Below are 25,745 nucleotides of genomic sequence, written 5' to 3'. Positions count from 1 at the left end.
ATCAGTGAAACAAGAAGCTCCGTGAATTCACGGAGCTTCTTGTTTCATCTTTAGCTACACAAACAAAAAGAACTATTTTTGCACCAGCACAAATGTCCCTATAAAATTAACAGAACCTTCAAAGAAACCTTCTGCACTAACATGGCCGCCTTTTTGAACGATGCGTCCATCTCCAATATTCTGATTGTCCAATAATTCCACCCACTTCACGCCATCCCAATATAAAATCGCCAGGTCCAGGTTTTTCAAAGCATCGGGAATGGCAAAAAAGACTCGCATGAAAGGATAAATTCTATCTTCTGCGTCCACCCAGTCTGATCCGTCCCAATACACGATCTGTGCGGCAGGATCCTGCGTATTTGCATACCAGATCGAACCCGGCATATCAATAGGCTGCACAACCTGCCCATCCTTTGTGATGGATAGGTTAAAACTAGAAACCATGGTGTTCCCAGGAGGTAAATCTCCAGGCAAAGCATCCACCGGCAACTTCACCAATCGGGCAGAATCCACGATAAAACAGGGGATATAAGCGCCATCACCATTCACAAGAGTCACCAATGTACCTTGAAATTTAGTGCAGTCAAGAGCGACCGTCTGACCATCCTTGCCAATTAAATTATTGACCGGCAAAACCGGTAAAGACAGAGCATCAAAATCATCTCCAACATTCCCGCCATTATTTCCGCTACCATCATCATTATCATCATCTTCTCCATTATCTACGGGAGGATACGTAAAACACCCGTTTGAAACAAGGAGCAATTGGTCTTCATCAACACCAAGGTTACTATCAATACTTCCGCCAAAATCAACGCCATTCAAGGTAAGCAAACCCAGAAGATCAGCTTCAATTTCATATCCAATATTGTCATTCAAAACGCCACAAGTTACCGACGCAGATCCATCAGTTTCAATGTAAAGTCCATTCCCGCCATTAAAACCGGCGTACGTCTCATCAATGGCAACGTCAAGTACGGCATGCACAAAAAGGCCATCTGAATAATTATCATTAAATGTATTTACTCCAGACAATGTGAAGCTGCTCAACGAATAAAACTCTGCGCCATTCCCAAAAACGCCGCCAACACCATTGTTGTTCGCTGTAACATTCTCAACATCAATTTCGCCAAAAGCGTCCACATATAACCCAGTATTGTTATTCCCATTAAATACATTCGTGCCAACTAAAGAAAAACTTCCCAGTGTATATAACTCAGCGCCGTTTCCCAATGCATTATCAATACCATTATCGTTGACGGTCAAATTCTCAGCATTGATATCACCAACAGCATCAACATAAAGCCCAACACCGTCATTATTATTAAAAACGTTGTCCCCAACAATAGAAAGAGTGCCTGACAAATTCAATTCTGCGCCAATGGAATTATCAATAGCTGTCACATTTTCAACGTCAATATCACCAACCGCATCAATAAATAATCCTGCATCCTTGTTCCCGGTAAATGTATTCACGCCTGTCAAAGAAACACTACCCGACGAATTGAACTCCGCTCCAGTCCCAAAGATAGCGCCATTACCGCCAGCCGTTATGTTTTCAGCGTCAATATCACCGCCCGAATCAACAGATAGCCCGTTATCATTATTATCTTCAAAGACATTTGTTCCGGTCAGAGAAACATTACCTGTTGAAGAATCCAGTTCGGCACCACTGCCCGCGCCGTTACCGCTTGCGATTACATTTGAGACATCAATATCACCAAATGAATCCACAACCAGCCCTGATGTATTATTATCATTGAACACATTGGTCCCGGACAAAAACACAGCACCGGCTGAAGAACTCAAGTCTGCGCCATTGGAACCATTATTACTTGCGGTTATGTTTTCAGCATCAATATCTCCAACGACATCCACAAACAATCCGCTTTCGAAATTATCGTCAAAAAAATTTATCCCGGTCACAGAAACATTCCCCGTTGAAGAATTCAACTCTGCCCCTCCGCCAGAAACGCCCCCAGATCCATTGCCGCTTGCGGTTACGCTAATAATGTCAATATCGCCAAGTGCATCCACAACCAATCCCGTTACATCATTATCCACAAATATATTGCTGCCTGACAGAAAAACACTACCACCAGATGAATTCAAATCTGCTCCGCCGGCGCCATTATCGCTTGCGGTTATGTTTTCAGCATCAATATCTGCAAAAGCATCAACAAACAAACCAGTCAGAGTATTATCTTCAAAGACCAATGTGCCTATTAAATTAACGCCCCCGGCTGATGAAGCTAATTCGGCGCCACTACCGCCATTACCACTGGCGGTCACATTCTCCACATCAACATCACCTGTGGCCTCCACATAAAGCCCTGCATCAAAATTATCTTCAAAAGTATTTACCCCAGACAAAGTGACACTACCAGACGTTGAATACAACTCTGCCCCATTGCCAGCAATGCCGCCTGCCCCATTACCGTCAGCGCTTAAATTTTCTACATCGATATCATCAGTTGCGCTTATATATAAACCAGTATCGTCATTATCATCAAAAACATTTACACCTGTAAGGGTTACGCTCCCTAATGAAGTCAGTTCTGCACCATTGCCAGAATTATTAATGGAAGACACTTCATCCAGAGCAATATCACCAGAGGTTTCAATTTCCAAACCAGTTGAATTGGTCCCGTCAATTACAATTTGATTAATCGTGACTGGCCCGCCCCAATTAACAATGGAGACGGGAACAGAAAAAGTAGAGGAGCCAGAGACATTACTTCCAATCGTAGAGGTTCCATCCCAACCGCCCTGTAAAGTTAATGAATAATTACTCCATGTTGAAAAATTCAGGCTTGTACCATCAATTGAAATATCCGATGATGAAGCATCGTTGCCACCCATTATCCAAATTGTGCCATCTTCAGCAGGCTGGGGAATTACGCCGTTATCTATATCGTCAATTAATGAAAATAAATCCAAGTATGTAGTTGTGCAATTTCCCACACCAGGAATAGGCGGATCACCGTCTGGACACCATATCGGATCACCGACAACAAAAGTATTTGCTGCCTCCAAAGTAGCCATGGGCTCGATATGGTCATCCACCATAATGATCACGGTGATGTCTGCCGGAAGTTGGTCCAGTACCTCAGGCAATGTCGTCGGGATTTCTTGCACAACTGGATCCAGAGTTGCAGCCGGCTCCACCGTGGGAGGTATAACAGGCTCTTCAGTTGCCGTTGGCGGCGTAGAATCATCTGCAATTGCTGTTGCAGTAAAAAATAAAGATAATATCAATGAAATAGTTGTTGCCATAAACAATAGATTAAAAAATTTGTGACTTTTCATAAACTCTCCATTAAAAATATAACAAGAATACAATATAATACTGAATTTGAAAATTGACAATCAACTATTCGGGGGTAAAATCCGCAATCTTTGTGAAATTGAATACTAGTCAGATTTAAGGTTAAACTACAATCCTTGTTCCTTTTCAAAAGAATAATTCTATAATGGTACTGCCGAACCACGCAACAGTCTTGACGTAATAACAAGAATCGAATAACCTTTTAATATACGCAAGCATTCCCACTGCTAAATATAAGCCACGCCCAAAAAACATCAGGATTTTAATGCTCTTGATACTTAATAAGTTTCAACTCTACTTACAGGTGCTATTTATACGATGGTAAAAAAAACATCAATTCAACATATTCAAAGCTTAAAAGAATTCGAGGGGTTGAAACAAGACTGGGAGCATCTACTTGACCAGTATAAAAATGAAACTATATTCCTTACATGGGAATGGCTGTACGCCTGGTGGAAACATAATCAAGAAGGTAAAAGGTTATGGCTGCTAACCGCCCGGCAGGATAACAATCTGGTCGGAATAGCTCCATTAATGCTCTCATCCCAAAAAAAACACGGGATGTCTTTCCGCCTGCTGCAAACACTGGGAACACCCAATACAGATCAGAGTGATTTTATTGCACTAGATAATGACCCTGAAATTGTCATTCAGTTTTGTAATTATATTCTTACTCAAAAAAACACATGGGATGCAATTGAGCTGAACGAGCATAAAGATGAAGATGCAACCACCCATATTATTACCAACGCACTGGTAAATCACAAACTAATCACAAAAATCAACACAAACCTTCACCATCATGTAGCGATTACAGAATCCTGGGAAGGCTACTTAAAATCCCTGTCAAAAAACATGCGGCGCGACATGGAAAAATGCATACGGCACACAAAAGAAAAACAGTCGGTCAACTTAAAGTGTTTTCGCGGCCCCGATGTTAAATGGGAGCATTTTGAAACATTTTTTGAGATCAACAAAAATGGACATTTCCCGGAAAAATATAAATCAGAAACCGAACGCGCCTTCCACCGCGAATTATTTGAGATAATGCATACAAAAAACTGGATCGAGGTTGTACTGCTTTATTTCGATGATGTCCCCGTTGCCTATGAATACGGATTCAATCTCAATGGACGATTCGAGGACTGGAGAACTGGGTACGATACAAATTATTCAGACCAGGCTGTCGGCAAACTTCTGCTTATTCTATTAATGAGAGATCTATTTGAAAACGGCTACAATGATTTTGACTTTCTCCGTGGTGAGTACGAACACAAGGACCGCTGGAGGCCCTCAAGCCGCAAATTTCTCAACATTGTTGCAGTGCGCCCAAACCACCTTCAGGCGCGCATTGCATTAATAATACTTCCCAAAATATGGCATTGGGTAAAAAAACACATCCAACACAAACAAGGCAGCTAACGTTATAACAATGAACAAACTTATCATCAAAAACATACAAGACACTGAAACATTTAAGAGTATTCAAAAAAACTGGGACCAACTTCTTGCTGATAGCCCCACTAAAAGTGTATTTCTGACATGGGAGTGGTTATACAGTTGGTGGAAAGTAAACGGCAACAATAAAGAACTGTGGCTCATAACCGCCTGGCGCGGCGATGAAATCGTTGGTATTGCACCTTTGATGCGGGAAACCAGAAAAAAATTCGGGTTGTCACTACACGCCATCGTCAACCTGGGAACACCTCAAAATGACGTGGGGGGGTTTTTATTTAACCCGAAAGATGTTGATGTACCGCATTCCCTCTTTAACTATTTAGATCAAAATAAAGATAAATGGGATATCGTTGAGTTGAACGAATTCGCATCGAATGGACCTGAGCATAATCTATTAGAAAATCTGTCTCTAAATAACCGCCTCTTATGGCGTGAAGAAAAAAACTCGCACTACTTTATTACCCTTGAAAATAACTGGGAAAAATTTAGTGAGCGACTTGCGAGAAAATTTCGATATAATCTACGGCGCGCATTAAGACTGGCTGAAGAAATTGGAAAAGTTGAAATCGAGCACTTTTCTGGAAATACCGCAACCTGGGAGGCTTTCCAGACTGTTATTGAGATCAACCGTCATGCAAACTATCCGCGCTTATACAATTCCCCATCAGAACAGATGCTGATCAAGGAATTAATCGAACAAACGACATCAGGTCAAAGCTGGCTCGATATCTATATTCTTTCCGTCAACAATAAACCTGTCGCCTATGAATACGGTTTTGTATACGAGAAACGGTTTGAAGATTGGAGGTCAGGGTTTGACACAAGATTCCCGACCAATGTTTCAATCGGTAAAGTGCTTGCCATGCAAGTTGTTCAAAAATGCATTCAAGAGAATTACAACGAAATCGACTTTCTACGAGGCGACGAATCATACAAACAGGAGTGGATGCCCTCAGAAAGAAGTTTTAGCAATATCCGCCTATTTAACAATGGACGAATATTTGCCGTCTTTGCTTATTGGTGGCTTCAAAAAATCAAGCCCGCTTTAAAAAAGGGCAGGCTAAATATTAATGAAAAAAAAGATAAAATCAGGGATGAAAATAACGCAAACCCCTAATTCAAATCAAGAACTTGATGCGAAACTTCATTCATATTCAAACTTTGCATTCCATATCGTTTTTGTAATTCTTTAAATTTAACCAAAATTTTCTCTAGAAATAAAAAGTTGTCGGTTATATTGCTGCTAAAATCTTCGGGGTGCCACCAAAGGTGGAATATTTGACCCGACTGTGCGGCCTGCGTCATGGATGTCAAAATTCTTTTCAAACGTAATGGTTCAAGAATGCGAAACCGCCTCGAATAGGAACGCAGATATCTACTCGAAGGAAGATTCACGGGCAGCGATACTGCTTCGGGAAAGGGATAAGCATTCGTGCCTGAGATATTGACATACGCATCCATCAAACGCATAATACGGCGGAGCCATTGTCGATGCGCAGCCCTCTTCGATGTTCTGCGAAACCATACAGATTCATTACCGCGAAAAGCCAGTATCCCGTTTTTAGCACAAACTTCCAGATATGGATCATCGTATTGATTTCTAGGAAATACAATACTTTTTAATTTCTGATTATACTTTTCTGCGGCTCGGATGGCTGCGTGAAGGTCGCTTTCGAAATCAGAGATCGACTGACCATCTTCCAGACAATAGTAATGAGAAAAAGTATGGGTAGCCAGTTCCTGATAGGGGGTAGATAGAATTTCATGTATCAGAGAAGGGGCATAACACAGCAAATCCTCATCTTTATTGAATTCTGTTTCATTCAACAAAGAATCGTAGGGAGACAGGGTTTTATTTGAATATCCAGGCAGGGATTTAGGCAAAGCCGAAAGCAATTCAGCCTTTGATTCAAAAAAAAGAAAACCAACAGTTGCCCATGTGGCATGAATATCATATTTCTTAAACATCTCCAGCAGCATGGGAACAACCTGCCGGGTTGGTAAAATTTTATTCCTATTGCCAATCGACTCAAAGTCGCGTATTCCCCATGACAATTCAAAATCCAAGGAAATAACAAGAGCGCCTGATTTAGTAAGCATGACACCTCATTTTAATTAAATACTTTAACATAACATACCGAATGAAAACTAAGGAAGAACTACAAATTGGTCTGCACTTTCATCAACATTGCCCGAAGCGAGCAAATTCACCTCAATATTACCAACAAGATTATAGCCGTTCTGTTGTTCCCAAACTCCATCATTAGCAAAACGAACCGAATATTTCGGATTGTTTTGTAAACTAACATACGCATCAGGCATCCATAGTGCAAGTTTATATTCGCCCAGAGGAGCGTCTGCCGGTATTCGTAATCGGAAGTTAAATGATGAAACGGTATCAGGCGCCCAAAACCTTGGATCAACCGGCAGTAATGTTTGATAGCGCTCCGCTCCATCCAGAATTAAATACAACGGACGTGGGTTTTTCAAGTTTGAAAAACCACTATTGTTTAATTCCACTTTCAAGTTTAGGATTCCTCCGGGAAGTACAATTTCATTTACCACCGTAGAAATTAATGAAAAACGGTATCCCAATTTGCTTTCCACTTCATCATAACAACCTTGTTCAGCCCAGGAATTGAGCACTTCCGGATACCATCCATCGCCAATCTCATCAAAGTGAAAAAACGCCAACTCGCGCAATGCTGTCGGACAATCACTTCGAGGCGGGTTATACGCACAACTTTCGCCTCCGACAGGCACAAACCGAGTTGACAATGCCAAATATTCCACTTCTTCTTCATAACTATTAATGCCATCACGAGCATATGTGTTTTCATCATCATCACTGGCTAAAAAACAATCATTGTGAAATCCAACTCGCGCTTGATACGTACCATTAAAGGCATTCTGCGCAGATAAAGGTACTGGAAAGTTTTGGATAATATCCACAGGATAACGCAATAAAACCATCCGATCAGACGGAACGGCATCAAGCAGGGAAAATAGCACCTGCCGTTTTGCTTCAATATCATCGTCCAATCCATTCGTGGAGGTATGCCACTCTCCCCAAGCGCCGATGAAACCTGCCTCCAACCATACGATCACATCTGCATTTTTCCGAATCACAGGTGTAAGTTGTTGAATATGAAAGAGAATTTGCTCCAAATCAGCATCAGGTTCTGGAAATGGATAGGGGCCATCGTTGTAGGAAAAACGCAGTATTACCTTTACCCCACCAGCACGTATCAATGAAAACCACTCATCCAAATCAGAAAGAAATACCTGAGGCAGCTCGTTTGCCACATACTCATCCAGCCGAATAGTAGCATACACAAGCGTTGTTCCATCCTCGTAATATTGAAAGTAATCCGAATCCTCCAAGTCCAACTCGGTCGAAAACCCACGCTCTGGATTTTGTATCAATTCACTTGACGGCAGGAAAACTTTTGTAACAAGCGGTGGCTCAGAAGAGTCAAAAGGGATAGTTGCCTCAGTCTGAGGCGCAACGGGAATAAGCGGTGTTGGAGTAAAAGAAACGTTACTCAAAGGAAGATGTTCATTATTAAAAGAACAGGACACAACCCCCAATATAAGTAAAAAATTAAGTAGTACTTTTTTCATTCGTACAACTCCACGCACAACAAACGTTGAAAACAATAGATTTTATTGGAAATAACAGACTAGTACAATCCAGCGGATTCATTTCGAGCAATAGGTAATAAATAAATTGGGTGCATTTTAAAAAACGCACCCAATTTATTTGCTTTACACCACTGCCTTACTTTTATTACCTACCAATCATTTTTTATTGGGTGTCAACTTGCTTTTTCTATTGGTGTAAAGGGCAATCCCAATAACAACAAAAATCAAGAAAACAGTAACAACCAGCGCAATTGGCAATAATGCAGAGGCTGATGTGCGAGTACCTGTTGGAGTACTCGCAACATCTGTAGCAATAACATCTGAAGGAATAACGACAGCCGGCAAAGAAGCAGGATCATTTTCATTCGCGAACAAACGCGTATCAATTGAAATGACCTGCTCGTCTGTCACAACAGCAAAATTCCCGATTAATTTAGGACGGGCAGACTCGTCAAGTAAAGCATCCGCGGCCCAGGAAACTCCGAGGGGAGAATTCCCTAATACTGTAATAATTAGGTTTTCCGGGTTCCAGGGCGACGGCAATAGCTCCAAATATCCCGCCGGCATTTGAGGGTCAATTTGATAAACAACCTGTAATTCAGATTCTTGCGCAGTATCACTATCCGCTGGAAATGGAGCAGGCAACCTGTCATTAATCTCGTTCATAAATTTCATCTTGCTTGGAAAACCTATCACCAACAGATTGTAAATTGAGCGGGCAGCCTCTGGCACATCATCTGCATAAAAAACAGTGGGTGTAAAAATCACGCCATCTGAAGTTGCACCCAAATCGGCGGCAAGTTGAATGGCATAGCGCCAGGAATCAAAATTGTCTCTCTGTAACACAAAAGCAATCTGACTTAGTTCAGGCACCTGAACAAATGGGATTGGGTATCCGCCCAAATCAGGAACATCAATCGTGTTTACAGGAGCTGGCCCCAAAGGCAGGTATAAACGAGAGTCAGACCAAAGCGTAACGAATAGGCCGGCTTGATTTGGATCAGCACACTCTTCAAGCGGCTCAAGAACTGCGGTCACATCCAAAAAGTTTAATCCGGGTCGAACCGCAGAAGGCGGGACGGCAATCCGTACACGATTATTTGGTTTATTAGCGGTATCATCACTTAATCGAATGCTTCCAATCGGCTTGTCATTAAGTACAATAAACAAACCAGACCTGCTGTAATTCAAAAGCATACTATTACTTATGGAAATTTCAAAATAAGCTTCTGCAGTTACAGTTTGTCCTGTAGGAATATAAAACTGATAAGTTTCAGTATTCTCGCCGCGACCTTCAAATGTGGCGCTTTCATACCCTAAGCCGCCCAAGGTCTGGTCAACCGATGATTCGTTTATATAAACTCTGTCATTTACATCATCAATCAACGCAAGATTCGAAACATTATTTGGACGGATTACGCCGGTACTTAATGCCTGAGCAGCTTTTATCGTAGCCTGATCATTATTTCCAGAGACTACTAAAATAACCCGATCCGGACTCCACGGTGAGCTGATCATTTGCAAAACACCAGATTCTCCAGCGCTGGCAAATTGACCTTCATTTACCCCCAACGGTAGAAGAAGTTGATATAAGGCGGGCAAAGATCCGGCATTCCCCACCATAATTAAATGACTATCAGCCGAATTATCTGGAGTCAACCCACTACTGGAAACAACATCAATAAGCATGGAATTACCCGACCGCGCTTGCAAACCAGCAGCAACAGTTACAGCAGCCTGTAATTCAGCGGCAGTGGGCTGATCAGGAATAACGATACGTGCAGAGTCAACAAAAATCGAGTCTTGATATAGAGGGCGGGGAAAATTCGCCAAATTTGTATCTGGCTGAACAATCTCATGAGGAATGGTAAATCGTGAGCTGGAATGAATCACAACATCCATTTTTTGATCGATCAAACAAGCCTGGCTACTACTCAACAAAAAGGCTAATTCAACACGGCCATCCTCGCGAAGAGGGCGCAACACATCCAACGGAATAGAGATCACTTGCGTGACAGCGCCAGATTGATTTAATGGCAAAACAGCAACGGGTATGCCATTTATTGTGACGGTTAAAGTTCCACCGTATATGGAGCCGGCTTCAGCCTGCGTGGTTGAGTTTTGTATCGCAACCGTCATATTTAATTCAAGTTGGGCACCCTCCAGCAATTTCCAGTTTGCTGGCAATCCAAACAGTAAGGTTTCGGTTGCAAAAGGTCCGAACATACGTAATTCTTCCTCACGTAATTGAACAAACGTAAAAGAAGTTTCATCAGCTACAGGCATTACCACAGGATTTGCCTGAATACCCCGGGCAGACCCTATGGTGTTGGGCAACAACAACAGACAAACGCTAAAGATAATAAGAGATAATATTGATTTTTTCATTTTTTAAATTCCTTTCCGACATCAAATAATTAGCTACTGGACAAAAAACTTATTTCAGAACAGTTGCCTTTTGCATGTAGATTTTCTCAAGCGAAAGCAACATGGTTTCCATTGTGAACACTTCATCAATCTGTTTTTCAGCAGCACGACAGAGTGCCTCGGCCTGCTCAGTATCTTCAAGAATTTCGTTTATTGCATCAACCATTGCCTGAATATTTCCCTGCGGAACGAGTTTGCCGTTTCTGCCGGTCTCAATCAATTCACTTGTACCCAAGTTACTCGTCGCCACCACAGGAACTCCAGAGGCAAAAGCCTCCAAAATCACGTAAGGATACGCTTCCCATTGAGAAAGTAAAACAAAACAGTCAAAAATTCGATAAAGCGCAGGTACATCCGAGCGTTGTCCAAGCCAGTGAATTCGGTCATCCAAGCCCAGTTCGAAGGATAACTTTTTAGCCTCCAATTCCAGCGGGCCAGATCCAGCCCAGACAAAATGAACATTGGGTCTGATTTTATTTATACCAGCAGCCACCAATACAAAATCCAATGGCAATTTTGGAACCGCCAGACGACCCACTGTTCCAATTACCGGTGAATCAGCCGGAATATTAATGGTTTTCTTAATTCCGGAAATATCAATATCATTTCGAAAAGGACGCGCATCAATACCAGTGTGAATAACTGCGTACTTTTCGGGGGTACCAACCCCATACCTTAAAGCCAGGTCACGCTCATGTTGTGCGACAGCGACAATCTTTTCTGTGAAAATCGCCGCAAATTTTTCAAACAACGCAACCACCCAGGCTAAAATCCCGGGGGTGCCTTCGTGAAAAGCAAAGTTATGCGGGGAATAAATCACTGGAATACCTGTGCCAATGGCGGCCATCCGGATCAAAAATCCGGGTTTTGACGCATGTGCATGAATGATGTCATATTTTTCATGCCTGATATGAGAAGTTAATTTCAAGTAAACCCAAGCATCTGTTAATGGATTTACTTTATAACGATTCATTGCCAGATGAAAAGCTTTAACGCCATACCTTTGAGTTAACTCAGCTGCAAATTCTTTTCCATTTTCAGACAGGCACACTACCGTAATGATAAACAAATCCCGATTTAATCCACTTACCAAAGACTTAACGTAAGTGGCAACACCGCCGGTAGATTTTGAAACAATTAATAAACGAATTTTCTGCGGCATATTCAATTACCTGCTTCCGATATTTCGGAGAAATCAGAGATATCGAATCCTCTGGCTTGCAGAAGTTCAACATACAAAGAGGAAATTTTATCGATCATGGCGTTCAGACTATATTTCTTTATGACCCTCTCCTGCCCGGATTGACCCATACTTTGGCGCAGTGCCGGATTCTGAATCAATTTCAAACAAGCCTGTGCCAAATCTGCAGGATTTTTTTGAGGTACGAGAAGCGCTGTCTCATTGGGAAGAACTACACCGACAACACCATCCACTGAAGTGGATACAACCGCTCGGGCAGCTGCCATCCCCTCCAACAGAATTACCGGCAACCCTTCCCATAGTGAAGAAAGCACCAGTACATCCAAGGCCGCCAAGATCGCGGGAATATCTTTTCTCATCCCGGTAAAAATCAATGAAGGAAACAACCCCAGGCTCTTTGACTGTATTTCCAACTCTGATTGCAAGGGGCCATCCCCAACTACAAGAAAACGTGCGTTTGGCTGCTCTCGAAGCACTTCAACTGCGGCTAATAAGAATGTCGGTATATCTTTCTGAGGTTTCAATCTACCGATAATACCCAGCAAAGGCGCATCAGGCATAATGTCCAACTCTGCCCGAATACTTTTTGCCTTATCCTCATGCCCGGTAAACGCAGCAACATCAACTCCGTTTTCTATAACCACTATTTTTTGCGGTGAAACTCTGGTTTTCCTAAGATGAAACTCCCGTACTTCTGAAGAAACAGCGATAAGCCGGTCAGCCCAATACGCCGTGGCACCATAAAGACGACCGAGAAACCAGTTATTTGCCCATACATCATTGTTGTGTAAAGTTGATATGACTACCGGCACACCTGCCAAACGCGCAGCCAACCGTCCGTGAAAATCACTTTTAAACAAGTGAGTGTGTACAATTTCGGGCGGATCGCTTCGCATTAGTTTCACCATACGAAACATAAACACAGGATCGACCAAGCCCATTCGTGGAATATGCTTTAAGGTCAATCCTTTATCTGCCAACTCTTGAACAAACGGGCCGGGAGTACTATATCCAACCGTGATGCGATACCCGCGCCTTTCAAGCCCGGACGCCAAATCTCGCAGCAAGGTTTCTGCACCGCCAAAAGTCAAACCATCAATTAAGTGAAGAGCATGAATCTTTTTCATAGGAAATAATTTAATAATCTATAAGCAGCTATTTTTTTATTTGTCCAATAATTGAACATACAAAGACTCATACTGAGCGCCTACCACATTAAAATCGTAAACATCCAATATTCGCTGTTTTGCAAGTTCACCAAGCTGAAGGCGTTGTCGTTCGTTTTCAGCTAACTCAATCAATGTTTTTGACCAGGCCTGCACATCAAGCGCGGGGCCATTCTGCCATACTTACCTTTATCTAAAACTTCATTATTGCCACCCACTGGAGTCGCCACACAAGCCAGCCCGGAGGCCATAGCTTCAAGGAGTGCATTAGATATACCTTCGGTAATAGAAGGCAAAACAAATATATCCGCGGCTCGTAAATAAGGTTGTACATCCTTTTGATTGCCGGCAAAAGTAACCTGCCCTTTCATATTCTCAGCAATATCTTGCAAGAGCAGTCTTTCGGGACCGTCTCCAACAATCAACATATGCAATGAAGGGCAGGAGATTTGTGCAATCTTTAATGCTTCCAACGCTGTCGGCAAGGACTTGACCGGATCAAGCCGTCCAACAAAAAGTAGAACCGTTTTACCGGTCAGTCCCAATGATTCCTTTGCCGCAGCTTTTGATGTCTTATCAAAAACATAAGCACTTGAATCAATGCCATTATTAAAAAGCACGACACGGTCCAAGGGTATGCCAACACTGAGGGCTTCGTCGCGCATAATATCAGTGAGCACAACAACCACATCAGCCCAACGACGAATCGCAGCCAAACGCAAACGTCCTCTCCAGGTTTTACGGGAAACATTCACGTCGCCGATGGAATTGCTGCCGCCAAGTTTAACAATGACACGTTTACCCAACAAACGCCCCATAAGAACGGCAACAAATGCCGGGCCAAAAGCCAGATGGGCATGTAAAATTTGATATTGACGGCGCATTTGGTACAGAGTTATTAATGCGAACAACATAAAAGTAAGGGTGCGGATTTTTCCCGACCCTATGGTTCGCGGACGAATGATCTGAAATCCTTGACGCATTTCATTTGCAGCCAACCCAGGCGCCCGACGTGTAAGTACCCAGGTGGGCCATCCATGTCCAGCCATATAAATGGCAAGACGCTCTGCCTGTGTCTCCGCTCCACCAACTGGAAGAGGTGGAAATTCATTTACCAGCATCATTACGCCATTCACAGGTTAATTTCTCCCCAAGGCATCACGTAATCTATCCACGATGGACAAAATGATCTCGCGCTGAAAAATCCACAAACTGGCGATATAAACCAGTCCACCAACAGCCACATTTACAATCAATAAAAGCCATGGTTGTAGAAAAGCCTGAGTCTGACTCATCACCAACATAACGGCAATTGCCATAAGAGAACCCGATAATACAGCAGGACGCAATGCACTCCCAATCTCAATCATAGACAAACCAATCAACCGTGTTGCAATATAAAAATTCAGCAAAGCGCTTAAGAATGCGATTAATGCATGCATCCAACTTACCATGACAATGGACTGCGCTGACAGCACGGCCCATGATAAAGCAGGGAAAAGCATGGCAAGACGGGCCAGCCCCACCCACGTAAGAATTTGCGGGCGACCTTCAGCCCAATACACACTGCTTGTATTGTGAACAACCGAAAGGAGCATTGCATATATCGCGATTCCACGTACAACTGGTACGGCATCAATCCATTTCTCTGTAAAAAATGTGATGATAAATGGCTCAGCAACAAGAGCCAGCCCCAAACCCATTGGGATCGTCATTAAAGAGATGTAACGTGTTGCAAGAAAAAAAGCCCGTGACATATTGCCAGTTTGTTCACGCATTTGCGCATATATTGGAAACAACACATTACTTAAAGTACGGGCAAATTCAAGGATCAATAAATCAGGCATACGAAAAGCAAGAGTATAGACGCCAAGTTTCTCAGAGCCCAAATAACGGCCCACTAGTAAATAGTCTAGATTCATGAGGATAACCGCCAGCAGCTCTCCGGCTATAAAAACGACCCCATATTTTAGGAGAGCGTACCCCATCTTAAAATCAAGGATTAAGGAGGGACGCCAGGGAGTAACCACCCAATAGGAGATTGAAGAAATCAATGTGCCAATTAATTGTCCCCAGATCAAACTCCAGGGGCCAAATCCAGCCAAAGCGAATCCAATAGACGTCAACCCTTTGGCCAGAGATTTAACAAATGAAGGAATAAAGCTACGCTTAAAGGATAATCTTTTAAGTAAAACTGCTTCATGCATATATCCCAAAGCAAGGAAAGGGAAAGTTAACGAAAGAACACGCGTTATCTCCACCACACGCTCATCTCTGAAATAAATTGCTATGGCTGGAGCAAAAATCCAGGTTAAGCCGAAAAACAGAAAGCTTGTAATTTGATTAATCCAAAAGCCGCTGGAAATTCGTTTTTGATCGTCGGGAAAATAAATGATTGCAGCCGTCACACCAAGGTCACTAATCCCCTCAAGGAATGCGATAACCGTAACGGCGTATCCAACAAGGCCAAAATCATCCTTGGTTAATAATCGAGCGAGCACAACTGTGCTGATGAAAACCATAAATTTCCCGGTAAACAAAGCAACATAGCGCCAGGCTGTGCCACGGATTGCCACCTTGGAAATATCGGCGTTTTGAAGTTCTCCGCTCAACTGGAAAACTCCATGGAATTTCCAGATTCTTCATCCGGCTTCATAATATTTGTCGCAATTTGCGCGGCTGAAATACAAATGGCAACCAACATCCAGAACACATTGGTATACGCATTATTCTTGTAAATCGACATAAACATATATCCTGCAAGAGAAGCGAAAAGAGCTGATGTGATATACATCTCATCCCGCATCCCCAATAATTTAAAGTCTCTCTGCGCTTTCAAGAGCTTCATAAATATGGAAACCACCAATAAAAGAAATACACTGGTGCCAATCACACCCTGCTCTGCTAATAATTGAAGATACAAACTCGCTGGTTCGCGCTCTTCACGACGAGGATCAAGACCAATCTCACGCGAATATTTCTGATAGTTTTCTCCGTAGTTACTCAAGCCAACTCCAAAGATCGGATAATCTGAAAACATCATCATCGCCGCAATGTTTTCACTCGTACGTCCTCTAAAGGACTCATCAGCCACCACTGCAGTATCTTCTTTAAATGGATTCAATTCTGTTAAAGTTAGTATCCTTTCGGCAAAATTTCCCGGCAAAAACTGGATCACAACAAGACTAAAAACGGATATAACCAGCATTGCAGAAAAATTTGGACGATTAAATAGAAAATAAACAAAAATAGTGAATATTAAATTAGCAAAACCGCCGCGAGAATCAGTAAAGATTAAAGCCAACGCGCAAAGTAACGCCCCCGCGCCTGCTACAAGACGTAATATTATTTTTGATTCATGCCAGGTTCGATCCAAAGCAACAATAAATATGATTGCCAATACTTGGGCATAAGGGTTTGGAGTAAGATAGGGTCCAGTGATTCTAGGGCGGCCCACATATCCAGAAAATTCATTTCCGCCAAACCCCCAATATTCATTGCTAAATGTACCGGTCAAATTCTGATACACACTAATGGAGGCCATCAAAATCCCTGCAAAAATGACCGCCCAAATTGCGTTTCTCAGCGACGAAGATTCCTTAATTATATAAATTGCCAGTGAAGAAATCAAAATATTCTGCGCAAGATCAATCAATTCCGTTATTGCCGGCTCCATGTTCTGCGCCGCCACGACCGAAACCATTAAAACACAACATAAACTACAAGAATAAAGCTGTTACGAAGCCAGTTAACGGAACGTTCGTTGAACAAGAGCATCCGAATTACGATAACCATTATTAAGAAACCCACCAAAGGTTGTCCAGGGCCTGGCAACCCAAGAAATTCAGTAAAGGCTCTTTGGACTTGCGCAAAAATTACAATAATAAGAGCCATCAAACCGAGGCTTGGATTGGAAACCGTACTAAACGCCATTGCCAAAGCCGGTATCGTAACCAGTGTTAACCAGCCAAACTGCCCTACGGCAATTGAAATCAAAATGCCAAGAACCGATGCAATAACCACAGACATCAGTGACGCCTTGTTGATATCCAATAGGGATGATTTTTGCATCGGTATGGAATTTACTGTTTTGTCATTCGTAATCATTAATTATTAAATCCAATGGAAACCAATTGTATTTATAAGTATCAAAAATGCTGGAATTAATTAACGTCGTCTTTCTGAACCCAAAACGGACTACGCATTTCCCAAACATACACAGGATTTAATTCATCACGTTTGGACTGATCAAGCGCTCCGATGGTTTTTTCAATCAACTCCTGTGCAGTAATTCCGTTACTGTATTCCCCACCACCGACATGGGGATCCAGGTTAATTTTCACATCATATTGATGTAAGTCTACAGGGACCAAAAGTGATTGATAAATTCGTTTAAATATTCGGCTTGCAGATTCGGCGGAAGTCATGGGAAGCATGACAATGAAACTGTTGTCATTCCACCTGCCGATATTATCGTTACCACGCAATTCCTTTCGTAAGGTATCGGTAACGCTGCCAAGCACCCGCAAAACTCCCTGAGGAGGAAGCGTACCTGTAAAATCTGACATTCCATTTAATTCGATAATACCAATCGAAAGCACATCAGATGAATTTTTTGAGACTTCATCTTCCAACAAACGCGTAAAGTATCGATTGTTATATACGCCCGTGTCGACATCCATCTGCAAACGCTGACGATAAGCCTCAAGAGGAACTCGAATTTGTTCACTTAATATTGCCAAAACCGCCCCCCCCGCCAAGCCCAACAATAGCGACAACCCTGCATCCCGAAGCGGACTTGGACTATAAGGAGCAACAGGTTGCGCCGCTTCATCCAAAAAGTTAAGTTCATAAATTCTATTAATACTACGGGTAAACAAAATAGTCTGATAGCCTATTGCATTCGCCAAATCAGCCACCAATTGCGGGTCGGTTCCGGATACGTTTAACTCCAAAACACTGGACTCAGGAAGGACAACTGCATCAATGGTGTAATCCTTGGGCACGAAATTCTTAACACCTAGATAGCTCAACGAATCCACTAATATTCTCTGGCTACCCATAACTTCCGTGTACGTTGCGACAACAGAGGGCAAATCCAGTGTCTCCAGCCCGGCAATTACAGTTTCCGGGCTGCCTTCACTTGTCAATAAAGACCCTGGTGTAATAATAAATCTTGCTGTCGTTTTATATCTAGGAATTGCCAGATATGAAGCAGTCAACGACGCAAGCAAGGAAACAAGCGCAACAAGAAGAACAAGCCACCACCCCCGTTGTAACATCCGAAAATAAAGTTTAAGTTCCATATAAATTATCCTTTCTGCTTTTTGATAACTTTCAAAAAATAAATCAAACAATCTCGAAAAACACAGACCTTGCATTTTTGCAAAGAAATAATATTATACCCGTAAGGATAATAAATTTTACTTAATGCTAGTACCAATGGGATACCCTCTTAAATTCTCGGCTCTATATCGGTAATCACTACAAAAATAGATGATGTTGCACTCCGCCCTAAAAACCCGAAACTCGCAATACGCTAATGAGCGCCTCTTTGCTTAAATACCGCAGTAACCGTATGAAAGAGAATGTTTATATCAAACCAAATGCCAGCCCGTTCGATATAGGCTATATCAAGGCGTAAACGATCATCAAACTCAAGTTGTGCGCGGCCAATGATCTGCCACAAGCCGGTCAAACCTGGCGCAACATCCAATCTTTCGGTATGCCACAGCTTGTAGGTCTCTGCTCCAAAAGAGGTTGGACGCGGTCCCACAAGACTCATATCGCCTTTTAAGACATTGAACAACTGGGGCAGCTCATCCAAACTTGTCTTTCGCAAGATCCTGCCTACTTTGGTGATGCGCGGATCATTGGTAATTTTAAAATCCGGCCACTGCAGCTCGTTCAAATGAGCATATGTTTCTTTCAGCGCTTCAGCATTCGGAACCATTGAGCGGAATTTATACATGCTAAAACGCTTGCCGCCTTTCCCGGTTCGTAATTGTGTAAACATTGCAGGGGCTCCGGGAGAGGTGATGGTAATAACTACCGCAATGACACAAATAACAGGAAGCCAAAAAGGAGCACTCAAAAGGACCAGAGCAAGGTCAATCGTCCGCTTAAAGAAGAAATAAGCACGCCCCGTAATGATGCGTTTCTTTGGATCAAAGGAATTAATCCATGCATTCTGATCGATAGGAGTTAGTGTCATACTTGTCATTTTATAGCTTTCTCAGTGGCATCAATGGATCTTTGGGGTATCAACGATTGCTTTGAACGGTCTCGCGCCAAATGTAACAAGTCTTCAAAAGTTAATGCTTCATCAGGAAAGGATGCCACGCCGCAATTGACATGCAGTCCTGCACGCTCTTCAACAATTTTACAAATGCGTTCAGCCAAAAAAATAGCGCTTTCCAAATCAGTTTCTGGGCATAAAATAACAAACCGACCTACATGATCCCGAATAAGCAAATCGGTCTGACGAACCGCCTCACCAATTGACTGCCCAATACGTGCATTGGAAAGCCGGGATAATACATCGTGCTGCAAACTTTTCAACATCTCCCGTACAACTTCTTCATCTTTGGGATAGGCATGAACCACCAGCAAGGATAATGGCCGATGATAGCGCCTGCTTCGGGCAAATTCAATTTTCAACTGTTCTGAAGCAGATTCCATTTCAAGAGCACGATGAGGGAATGTCCCTTGAGCAAGAGCATCCATCAGCGATTCAGAACTTTCAATTCCAACAGCCAATTGATATGAAAGCCACACTCCAACTTCGAGTATTACAATTTCCAAAATAATTACTTCCATATCCAGTGTGGCTGTTAGTTCACGGTCAATGATCTGAAAAAGAGCAAAATAAATTGCGCCCCAGAAAAACATGGGAACAAAAACGGAAACCTTGTGCAGGGAGGGAACGAAAATCATTACCGGCACAATAATGATGGCGGTAAGATAAAAATATGCAGCAAAGTTAATAATTGGCGTATTGGAACGATCCAGCTGACCAAGTACCAGTACAAGCAGCAAATAAAATGCAATCCAGAAAAATGATCTCTTAAGATTTGTCACGTTAGCACCTAAAAAATTACATATCAATTACATATCAAAATCAATGAACCGATTTTAACATAGAAATACGACAAATAAAATCGCATTCACGCTCCTTTATATATAAGTTGCTTTTTTTTACAAAAACAGGTCGTCAACTGAGTAAGAATAAACGCTAAAAATCTATCTGTATACGAAAGGAAATAAAATGGACCAAAAACCGGAACTTTTCAACTTACAACCTTCTGTCATTACCATTTATAGCACTGCTTGGTGCCCTGACTGTAAACGGGCAAAAAAATTCTTTGGAGAGCATCGCGTACAATATATAAACATTGATATTGAAGAGATTCCAGAAGGGGTGACTTTTGTGGAAAATCTTAACAACGGGATGCGGGTTATTCCTACAATTATCTTCCCTGATGGCGAAATTCTTGTAGAGCCATCCAATTCCCAACTTGCTGAAAAACTTGGACTAAAAGGCCGAAGCAAGCAAAGAATACTATGATGTCATCATTATTGGTAGTGGCCCATCAGGACTAACGGCTGCGTTATATCTGGCGCGTGAGGAATGGACACTCTGGTTATTGAAAAATCAGGAATTGGCGGCCAGGCTGGTATAACGCAAACCTTGGATAACTTTCCGGGTTTTGATGAGGGCATCTCAGGGAGCAGATTTTGCAGAGCGTTTGAGCAAGCAGGCGCGCAAATTTGGAGTGGAACTCCTGCAAGCACAGGAAGTAACCGAGATCAAAGGGATGGGCAATACCATATTGTGCAGACCAGTTCAGGCAGACGTTATCACAGCAAGGCTATTCTGCTTACTTCTGGCGCACGTTATCGCCGTATGGATATTCCCGGTGAAGATGAGTTGATTGGCATAAACGTCCATTTTTGCGCTACTTGTGACGGTGCTTTCTACAAAGGCAAGAAAGTATTGGTGGTCGGCGGAGGGAATAGCGGCTTCGAGGAAGGTCTTTTCTTAACCAGATTTGCCGCGCAGGTTGATATTATCGTAAACTCACAGGAACCAAAAGCAAGCAGAATATTACAGAACAAAGTGGCTGAGAAGGAAAATATGCGTGTCCTGCTTAATCACAACATCAAGGAGCTGCGCGGAAAAAACAAACTTGAGTCTGTCATTGTTGAAGACAAAAATAAAAACGAAAGCAAAGAACTCAATTATGACGGCGTGTTTGTATTTATCGGACTAACCCCTAACAATGACCTGCTAAAAGGAACTGCCAATCTTGATCAATGGGGTTTTGTTAAAACTGAGTATATGATGACCAGCGTTCCCGGCATTTTCGCTGCTGGCGACGTACGCGCCGGCTCCACAAAACAAGCCGCCTCCGCTGCGGGCGAGGGCGCCTCAGCCGCGCTCGCTATTCGAGAATATTTAAAAACAATCGGCGAATAAAAGTAAATTACAATAATGTTTCGACTAAAAAACGAGGAGAATAATATCTTGACTGATCTATACACCACACAACCATCACAGATTGTGATGTATGCAACCGAATATTGTCCTGATTGCCACAGGGCAAAGGCATTCTTTGACACGAATGGGATTCAATACCTGCGCGTCGGGCTGGAAGGTAACGATAAAGCAACTGAATTCGTAGTCACTGTAAACAAAGGAAATAAAAGCGTTCCAACCATCATCTTCCCTGATGGTGACGTGCTTGTTGAACCAAGCTGGGAAGAACTTCGGGCAAAAACATCCAACACATAAAAATCTACACTGTGTAAAACACAATCAAAATCAGAGATATTCTTCAAGCGAGGTTTATCTCTGCTTTTGATTTAAACAATTAATATGTATAATAAAAGTATGAAGAAAACATCTGCTTTCCTTATCCTTATATTTTTTCTAACTGCGTGTGATGCATGGGGTGTCTCTCCACAGCCATTCCCGGTATGGACTCCCATTCCATCACGGACACCGGGCATTATTACAGCCACACCCATGATTATCACGCCCACACTTTCCACCGAAATAGTACCAGGTGTAACGGTCCTTTCGCCGAGCACTCCCACAAATACCGAAATCCCATCCCCCACCTTAACAAGTACGCCGATCACCCCAACTGAAACGCCAACTCTTGCACTGATACAGTCTGTGACTGTGGATATTCTTAGTTGTAACACCAGTCTGGACATTAGCCACGGCATGGGTGAAGTGACAAACGCCTACGTCACTGTGAAAAACACAGGAACGGCGGATCTGCCGAATAATTGCGCTCTATTGCGCGCAATCGATGAAGATCGTGAACATCCCGACAAGCAGGTTTGTGTCACAAATTTACCTGCACAAAATCAAGTGACCTTGAAATTAACTGTTGACTCTGTGTATCAACAAAATACCATTATTCAAGTGGACATTTCTTCAAACGAAGTTGTCTTATTGCGCGTGGATAAACCATCCTGCACGGATATAGGTTTATTTGGCGGCGCTCCTTCAGATCTGGGTGTAATTAAACCAATTCAGCCTTAATGCTTCACTTTCATTAATTATTTTGCCAGAGGCAGTGTAAATATAAAGACACTGCCTTTTTCTTTACCTGCACTCCTGGCCCAAATTCTGCCGCCATGTGACTCGACAAGATGCTTCGCAATCGTCAAACCAATTCCTGAGCCGCCGCGCGCGCGGGAGCGGGATTTATCCACACGGTAAAAACGATCAAAGATGCGCGCAAGATGTTCCGGAGGGATGCCATCGCCAGTGTCAGCGACGGAAATAAGCGCTTCATTTTTGTCACGTTCAATCGAAATGGTCACAGTTCCATGCTCTGGTGTGTATTGCAAGGCATTACCGATCAAATTAGTAAGCACCTGAAGAATGCGCCCTTCATCAGCCAGAACATGTATGGGATCACGCGGCAGGCTCAAAGTCAGTTTGACACGCTTTTCATCGAATTGATATTTTAATCGCTTCGTCACCGTCTGAATTAAGGAAGCCGAATCCACAGGATGGATATCCAATTGAGTAGATCGGGATTCAACACGACTCAACTCCTGCAAGTCATCAACCAGACGGCTCAAACGTCCGGCTTCAGAATGAATCTGTTGATATGTTTCTGTAGATGCGGGAAGCACACCATCCATCAATGCTTCAGCAGTACCTTTGATCGCGGTCAGCGGCGTGCGAAGTTCATGCGCCACATCTCCGATCAATTGGCGGCGCATGGATTCAACCTGTTCGAGCTGCTCTGCCATTTGATTAAAACTTCCCGCAAGTTGATTAAGCTCATCATTGCCGCGCAGTTCAACCCGCTCATCATAATGACCTTCTGCAATTCTCCGGCTGGCGCTGGTCATCACGGAAACAGGCCCAAGAATATTTTTACTAAAAATAAAACTGACCAGCAATGCCACCAGTGAAGCCGCAGCCACTGATATCAACAACGACTCATTAAATGATTGTTGAAAATTTTGATAAAAATCAGACATCATGCCGCCCGCGCCCAACCCCTGCCCCTGCCCATGTCCCTGCCCTGTGCCCAACTGTTGTTCCATGAATAAAAGATGGCGCGCAAACGCGCGCGGCGTGGTGATCTTGGTGATGATGCCGATCACAGCCATGCCGACCACGATCACAACAAAATATGAAAGAAATAATTTAATGCCCAAATGAGAACGGATAATTTTCATGGCTCACCAACTTTTATAAAGGTTCATCATCAAAGCGATATCCCACACCGCGCACAGTTACAATAAAATCGGGGTTGCCCAATTTTTGACGAACATGCCCAAGGTGAACATCCACTACACGCATCTCACCAAAATAAGAGCCACCCCAAACACGCTCCAATAATTGTTCACGAGTGAGCACGCGCCCGCGATTTTCAGCAAGCACGCGCAAAAGATCGAATTCACTGGTCGTGAGATCAATGAGTTGATCATCCACTGCCACCTGACGCGCATCCAGATCCATTCGCATGTGACGGAAGACCAGCACGCTTCCTTCTGCGCCCGAGCCTGATCCTGTTTGAATACGCCTCAACGCCGCTTTGACTCTCGCCACCAACTCACGCGGACTAAACGGCTTGGTCACATAATCATCTGCGCCAACTGAAAGCCCCACGATCTTATCTGTCTCTTCTGTGCGGGCAGTTAATAAGATGACATACACCTGCGACTCACGACGCAGCCGTGAAAGTAATTCAAGCCCATCCATACCGGGCAGCATTACATCCAACACGATCAAATCAGGTTTGAAAGCCCGCACAGCCTTAAGACCCGAAGGCCCATCAATGGCAGTAAAAACTTCGTACCCTTCCGGCTTAAGATAAGCCTGCACAAGATTTACGATCGCGGGTTCATCATCAATTACAAGAATTTTAATCATGAGAGGATTTTACCTAAGTTGAGTTTTCTTTATCATAAAGCAATTGTAAAGATATGGTAAAGGTTAGTAGACATTATCAGAATGATACCCTACAGCAATCATCCTGAAGTTTATTTTGAGTAAATTGAGTGCCTGGCAACAACTAAAATTATAACGGTTACAGGGCCGGGAGAATCATAACGCAAAGGGACATCAGTATCCCGGCGAATATGCTTCACTCACATCGCAATGAAACCGGTCGCGTATTTAAAAGTGTATAATATCTTTATGGCAGACGAACAGATCAACTCTCTTTCACGCAACAAGATCGCCATGCTTATTGATGGTGACAATGCTCAGGCAGCCCTGCTCTCTCAAATGCTTGTGGAGGCAGGCCGTTATGGTCAGGTAACCGTCCGCCGTATTTATGGCGACTGGACAACAACCAGCATGAACTCATGGAAGGAAATTCTTAACTTTCACGCCTTTCAACCCATTCAACAATTCCGCTATACGATTGGAAAAAACGCCACTGACAGTGCCATGATCATTGACGCCATGGATATTTTGCATTCAGGCGTGGTGGATGGCTTCTGCCTGGTATCAAGTGACAGTGATTACACCCGTCTGGCTACCCGCATTCGCGAGTCTGGCATTTTCGTCATGGGGATCGGGGAAAAGAAAACACCCAAGCCATTCGTAAATGCCTGCGATGTTTTTGTTTACACCGAGAATCTAGTCGTCGAGAAAAAAGCTGAAACGCAGCCGCGCGCGCAAAAAAGCGGAACAAAAAAGACCAAAGACGAAAAAGAAGAAGCTGATCCAATGCCTCTTCTCACTCAGGCTTTTGAAATGGCCGTTCAACAGGATGGCTGGGCATCTCTTGCAAACATGGGAAATGCGCTTTATCAACTTGACCCGGCTTTTGATCCGCGTACATACGGGCACAAGCAACTTTCAAAAATGATGAACAAATTAAAAGATCGCTTTGACATGAAAACACAGGTTATGGATGGCTCGACCTTGTTCTTCGTAAAAATCAAAGAGTAACAATATAAAAATCCGCTGACCACAAATCAGCGGATTTTTATATTTATATAGTTGAAAGAATTTTTTAGACATTCGCAAAAC

Annotated in this window: 23 protein-coding genes; 8 read left to right on the top strand and 15 right to left on the bottom strand. The window is 43.0% G+C overall.

Annotation, left to right across the window (positions count from 1 at the left end):
* Positions 1-72 precede the first annotated feature (72 nt).
* The gene (locus IPL71_RS15435) at positions 73-3,309 is read right to left on the bottom strand and encodes a beta strand repeat-containing protein (protein WP_345323118.1); all 3,237 of its coding nucleotides are present in this window, start codon (positions 3,307-3,309) and stop codon (positions 73-75) included.
* A gap of 337 nt (positions 3,310-3,646) precedes the next feature.
* Here IPL71_RS15435 and IPL71_RS15430 point away from each other — a divergent pair, with 337 nt between their 5' ends.
* Together IPL71_RS15430 and IPL71_RS15425 are read left to right on the top strand one after the other, a co-directional pair.
* Complete coding sequence (locus IPL71_RS15430) at positions 3,647-4,750, top strand: GNAT family N-acetyltransferase (protein ID WP_345323116.1); 1,104 nt, start codon at positions 3,647-3,649, stop codon at positions 4,748-4,750.
* A gap of 10 nt (positions 4,751-4,760) precedes the next feature.
* Positions 4,761-5,903: a GNAT family N-acetyltransferase gene (locus tag IPL71_RS15425; RefSeq protein WP_345323114.1), complete on the top strand. Its 1,143-nt coding sequence runs from the start codon at positions 4,761-4,763 to the stop codon at positions 5,901-5,903.
* On the opposite strand, the gene IPL71_RS15420 is transcribed toward IPL71_RS15425, so the two are convergent.
* The 12 genes from IPL71_RS15420 to IPL71_RS15365 all read right to left on the bottom strand — a co-directional run bounded on the left by IPL71_RS15420 (position 5,900) and on the right by IPL71_RS15365 (position 20,305).
* Positions 5,900-6,886 (bottom strand): polysaccharide deacetylase family protein, encoded by a 987-nt coding sequence (locus IPL71_RS15420; RefSeq protein WP_345323112.1) that lies wholly within the window; start codon positions 6,884-6,886, stop codon positions 5,900-5,902. The genes IPL71_RS15425 and IPL71_RS15420 overlap by 4 nt on opposite strands.
* Positions 6,887-6,934: 48 nt before the next feature.
* Positions 6,935-8,410 carry a DUF4832 domain-containing protein gene (locus IPL71_RS15415; protein WP_345323110.1) on the bottom strand — a complete coding sequence of 492 codons (1,476 nt, stop codon included), beginning with the start codon at positions 8,408-8,410 and terminating at the stop codon, positions 6,935-6,937.
* A 177-nt stretch (positions 8,411-8,587) separates the two neighbouring features.
* Positions 8,588-10,819: a cellulose biosynthesis cyclic di-GMP-binding regulatory protein BcsB gene (locus IPL71_RS15410; RefSeq protein WP_345323108.1), complete on the bottom strand. Its 2,232-nt coding sequence runs from the start codon at positions 10,817-10,819 to the stop codon at positions 8,588-8,590.
* Between the two features lie 49 nt (positions 10,820-10,868).
* On the bottom strand, positions 10,869-12,020 hold the full coding sequence (locus tag IPL71_RS15405) for a glycosyltransferase family 4 protein (RefSeq protein WP_345323106.1): 1,152 nt from the start codon (positions 12,018-12,020) through the stop codon (positions 10,869-10,871).
* Positions 12,021-12,022: 2 nt separating this feature from the next.
* Positions 12,023-13,186, bottom strand: a complete 1,164-nt coding sequence (locus tag IPL71_RS15400; RefSeq protein ID WP_345323104.1) for a glycosyltransferase — start codon at positions 13,184-13,186, stop codon at positions 12,023-12,025.
* A gap of 170 nt (positions 13,187-13,356) precedes the next feature.
* Positions 13,357-14,361 (bottom strand): glycosyltransferase, encoded by a 1,005-nt coding sequence (locus IPL71_RS15395; RefSeq protein ID WP_345323102.1) that lies wholly within the window; start codon positions 14,359-14,361, stop codon positions 13,357-13,359.
* Positions 14,362-14,364: 3 nt separating this feature from the next.
* Positions 14,365-15,837 carry a lipopolysaccharide biosynthesis protein gene (locus IPL71_RS15390; protein ID WP_345323100.1) on the bottom strand — a complete coding sequence of 491 codons (1,473 nt, stop codon included), beginning with the start codon at positions 15,835-15,837 and terminating at the stop codon, positions 14,365-14,367.
* Positions 15,834-16,901 carry an O-antigen ligase family protein gene (locus tag IPL71_RS15385; RefSeq protein ID WP_345323098.1) on the bottom strand — a complete coding sequence of 356 codons (1,068 nt, stop codon included), beginning with the start codon at positions 16,899-16,901 and terminating at the stop codon, positions 15,834-15,836. The genes IPL71_RS15390 and IPL71_RS15385 overlap by 4 nt, the downstream gene beginning before the upstream one ends.
* A 26-nt stretch (positions 16,902-16,927) precedes the next feature.
* Positions 16,928-17,332 carry a hypothetical protein gene (locus IPL71_RS15380; protein ID WP_345323096.1) on the bottom strand — a complete coding sequence of 135 codons (405 nt, stop codon included), beginning with the start codon at positions 17,330-17,332 and terminating at the stop codon, positions 16,928-16,930.
* A gap of 56 nt (positions 17,333-17,388) precedes the next feature.
* Positions 17,389-18,531, bottom strand: coding sequence for a diguanylate cyclase domain-containing protein (locus IPL71_RS15375; RefSeq protein WP_345323095.1), 1,143 nt, complete (start codon positions 18,529-18,531; stop codon positions 17,389-17,391).
* Positions 18,532-18,764: 233 nt separating this feature from the next.
* Entirely contained in the window at positions 18,765-19,439 is a 675-nt protein-coding gene (locus IPL71_RS15370) for a sugar transferase (protein ID WP_345323093.1), read from the bottom strand.
* A gap of 5 nt (positions 19,440-19,444) precedes the next feature.
* Positions 19,445-20,305, bottom strand: a complete 861-nt coding sequence (locus tag IPL71_RS15365; protein ID WP_345323091.1) for a diguanylate cyclase domain-containing protein — start codon at positions 20,303-20,305, stop codon at positions 19,445-19,447.
* A 187-nt stretch (positions 20,306-20,492) separates the two neighbouring features.
* Here IPL71_RS15365 and IPL71_RS15360 point away from each other — a divergent pair, with 187 nt between their 5' ends.
* The 5 genes from IPL71_RS15360 to IPL71_RS15345 all read left to right on the top strand — a co-directional run bounded on the left by IPL71_RS15360 (position 20,493) and on the right by IPL71_RS15345 (position 22,781).
* Positions 20,493-20,792 (top strand): glutaredoxin family protein, encoded by a 300-nt coding sequence (locus IPL71_RS15360; RefSeq protein ID WP_345323089.1) that lies wholly within the window; start codon positions 20,493-20,495, stop codon positions 20,790-20,792.
* Between the two features lie 4 nt (positions 20,793-20,796).
* A complete protein-coding gene (locus IPL71_RS26035; protein ID WP_514130801.1) occupies positions 20,797-20,907 on the top strand; it encodes a hypothetical protein in 111 nt (36 codons plus the stop codon).
* Entirely contained in the window at positions 20,856-21,704 is an 849-nt protein-coding gene (locus IPL71_RS15355) for an NAD(P)/FAD-dependent oxidoreductase (RefSeq protein ID WP_345323087.1), read from the top strand. Before IPL71_RS26035 ends, IPL71_RS15355 begins: the two co-directional genes overlap by 52 nt.
* Before the next feature lie 48 nt (positions 21,705-21,752).
* Entirely contained in the window at positions 21,753-22,019 is a 267-nt protein-coding gene (locus IPL71_RS15350; protein ID WP_345323085.1) for a glutaredoxin domain-containing protein, read from the top strand.
* 99 nt (positions 22,020-22,118) lie between these two features.
* On the top strand, positions 22,119-22,781 hold the full coding sequence (locus tag IPL71_RS15345) for a hypothetical protein (RefSeq protein WP_345323082.1): 663 nt from the start codon (positions 22,119-22,121) through the stop codon (positions 22,779-22,781).
* Between the two features lie 17 nt (positions 22,782-22,798).
* Here the strand turns inward: IPL71_RS15345 and IPL71_RS15340 are convergent, their stop codons facing one another.
* Positions 22,799-23,938, bottom strand: a complete 1,140-nt coding sequence (locus IPL71_RS15340) for a sensor histidine kinase (RefSeq protein ID WP_345323080.1) — start codon at positions 23,936-23,938, stop codon at positions 22,799-22,801.
* 13 nt (positions 23,939-23,951) lie between these two features.
* Positions 23,952-24,635, bottom strand: a complete 684-nt coding sequence (locus IPL71_RS15335) for a response regulator transcription factor (protein ID WP_345323078.1) — start codon at positions 24,633-24,635, stop codon at positions 23,952-23,954.
* 267 nt (positions 24,636-24,902) lie between these two features.
* On the opposite strand from IPL71_RS15335, the gene IPL71_RS15330 reads away from it, so the two are divergent.
* Entirely contained in the window at positions 24,903-25,664 is a 762-nt protein-coding gene (locus tag IPL71_RS15330; RefSeq protein WP_514130800.1) for an NYN domain-containing protein, read from the top strand.
* Positions 25,665-25,745 lie beyond the last annotated feature (81 nt).

This window comes from Candidatus Villigracilis proximus (assembly GCF_016717045.1).
Lineage (GTDB): Bacteria > Chloroflexota > Anaerolineae > Anaerolineales > Villigracilaceae > Villigracilis > Villigracilis proximus.
The sequence above is the reverse complement of the archived record's forward strand: the minus strand, read 5'-3'. Positions and strand labels throughout refer to the sequence as shown.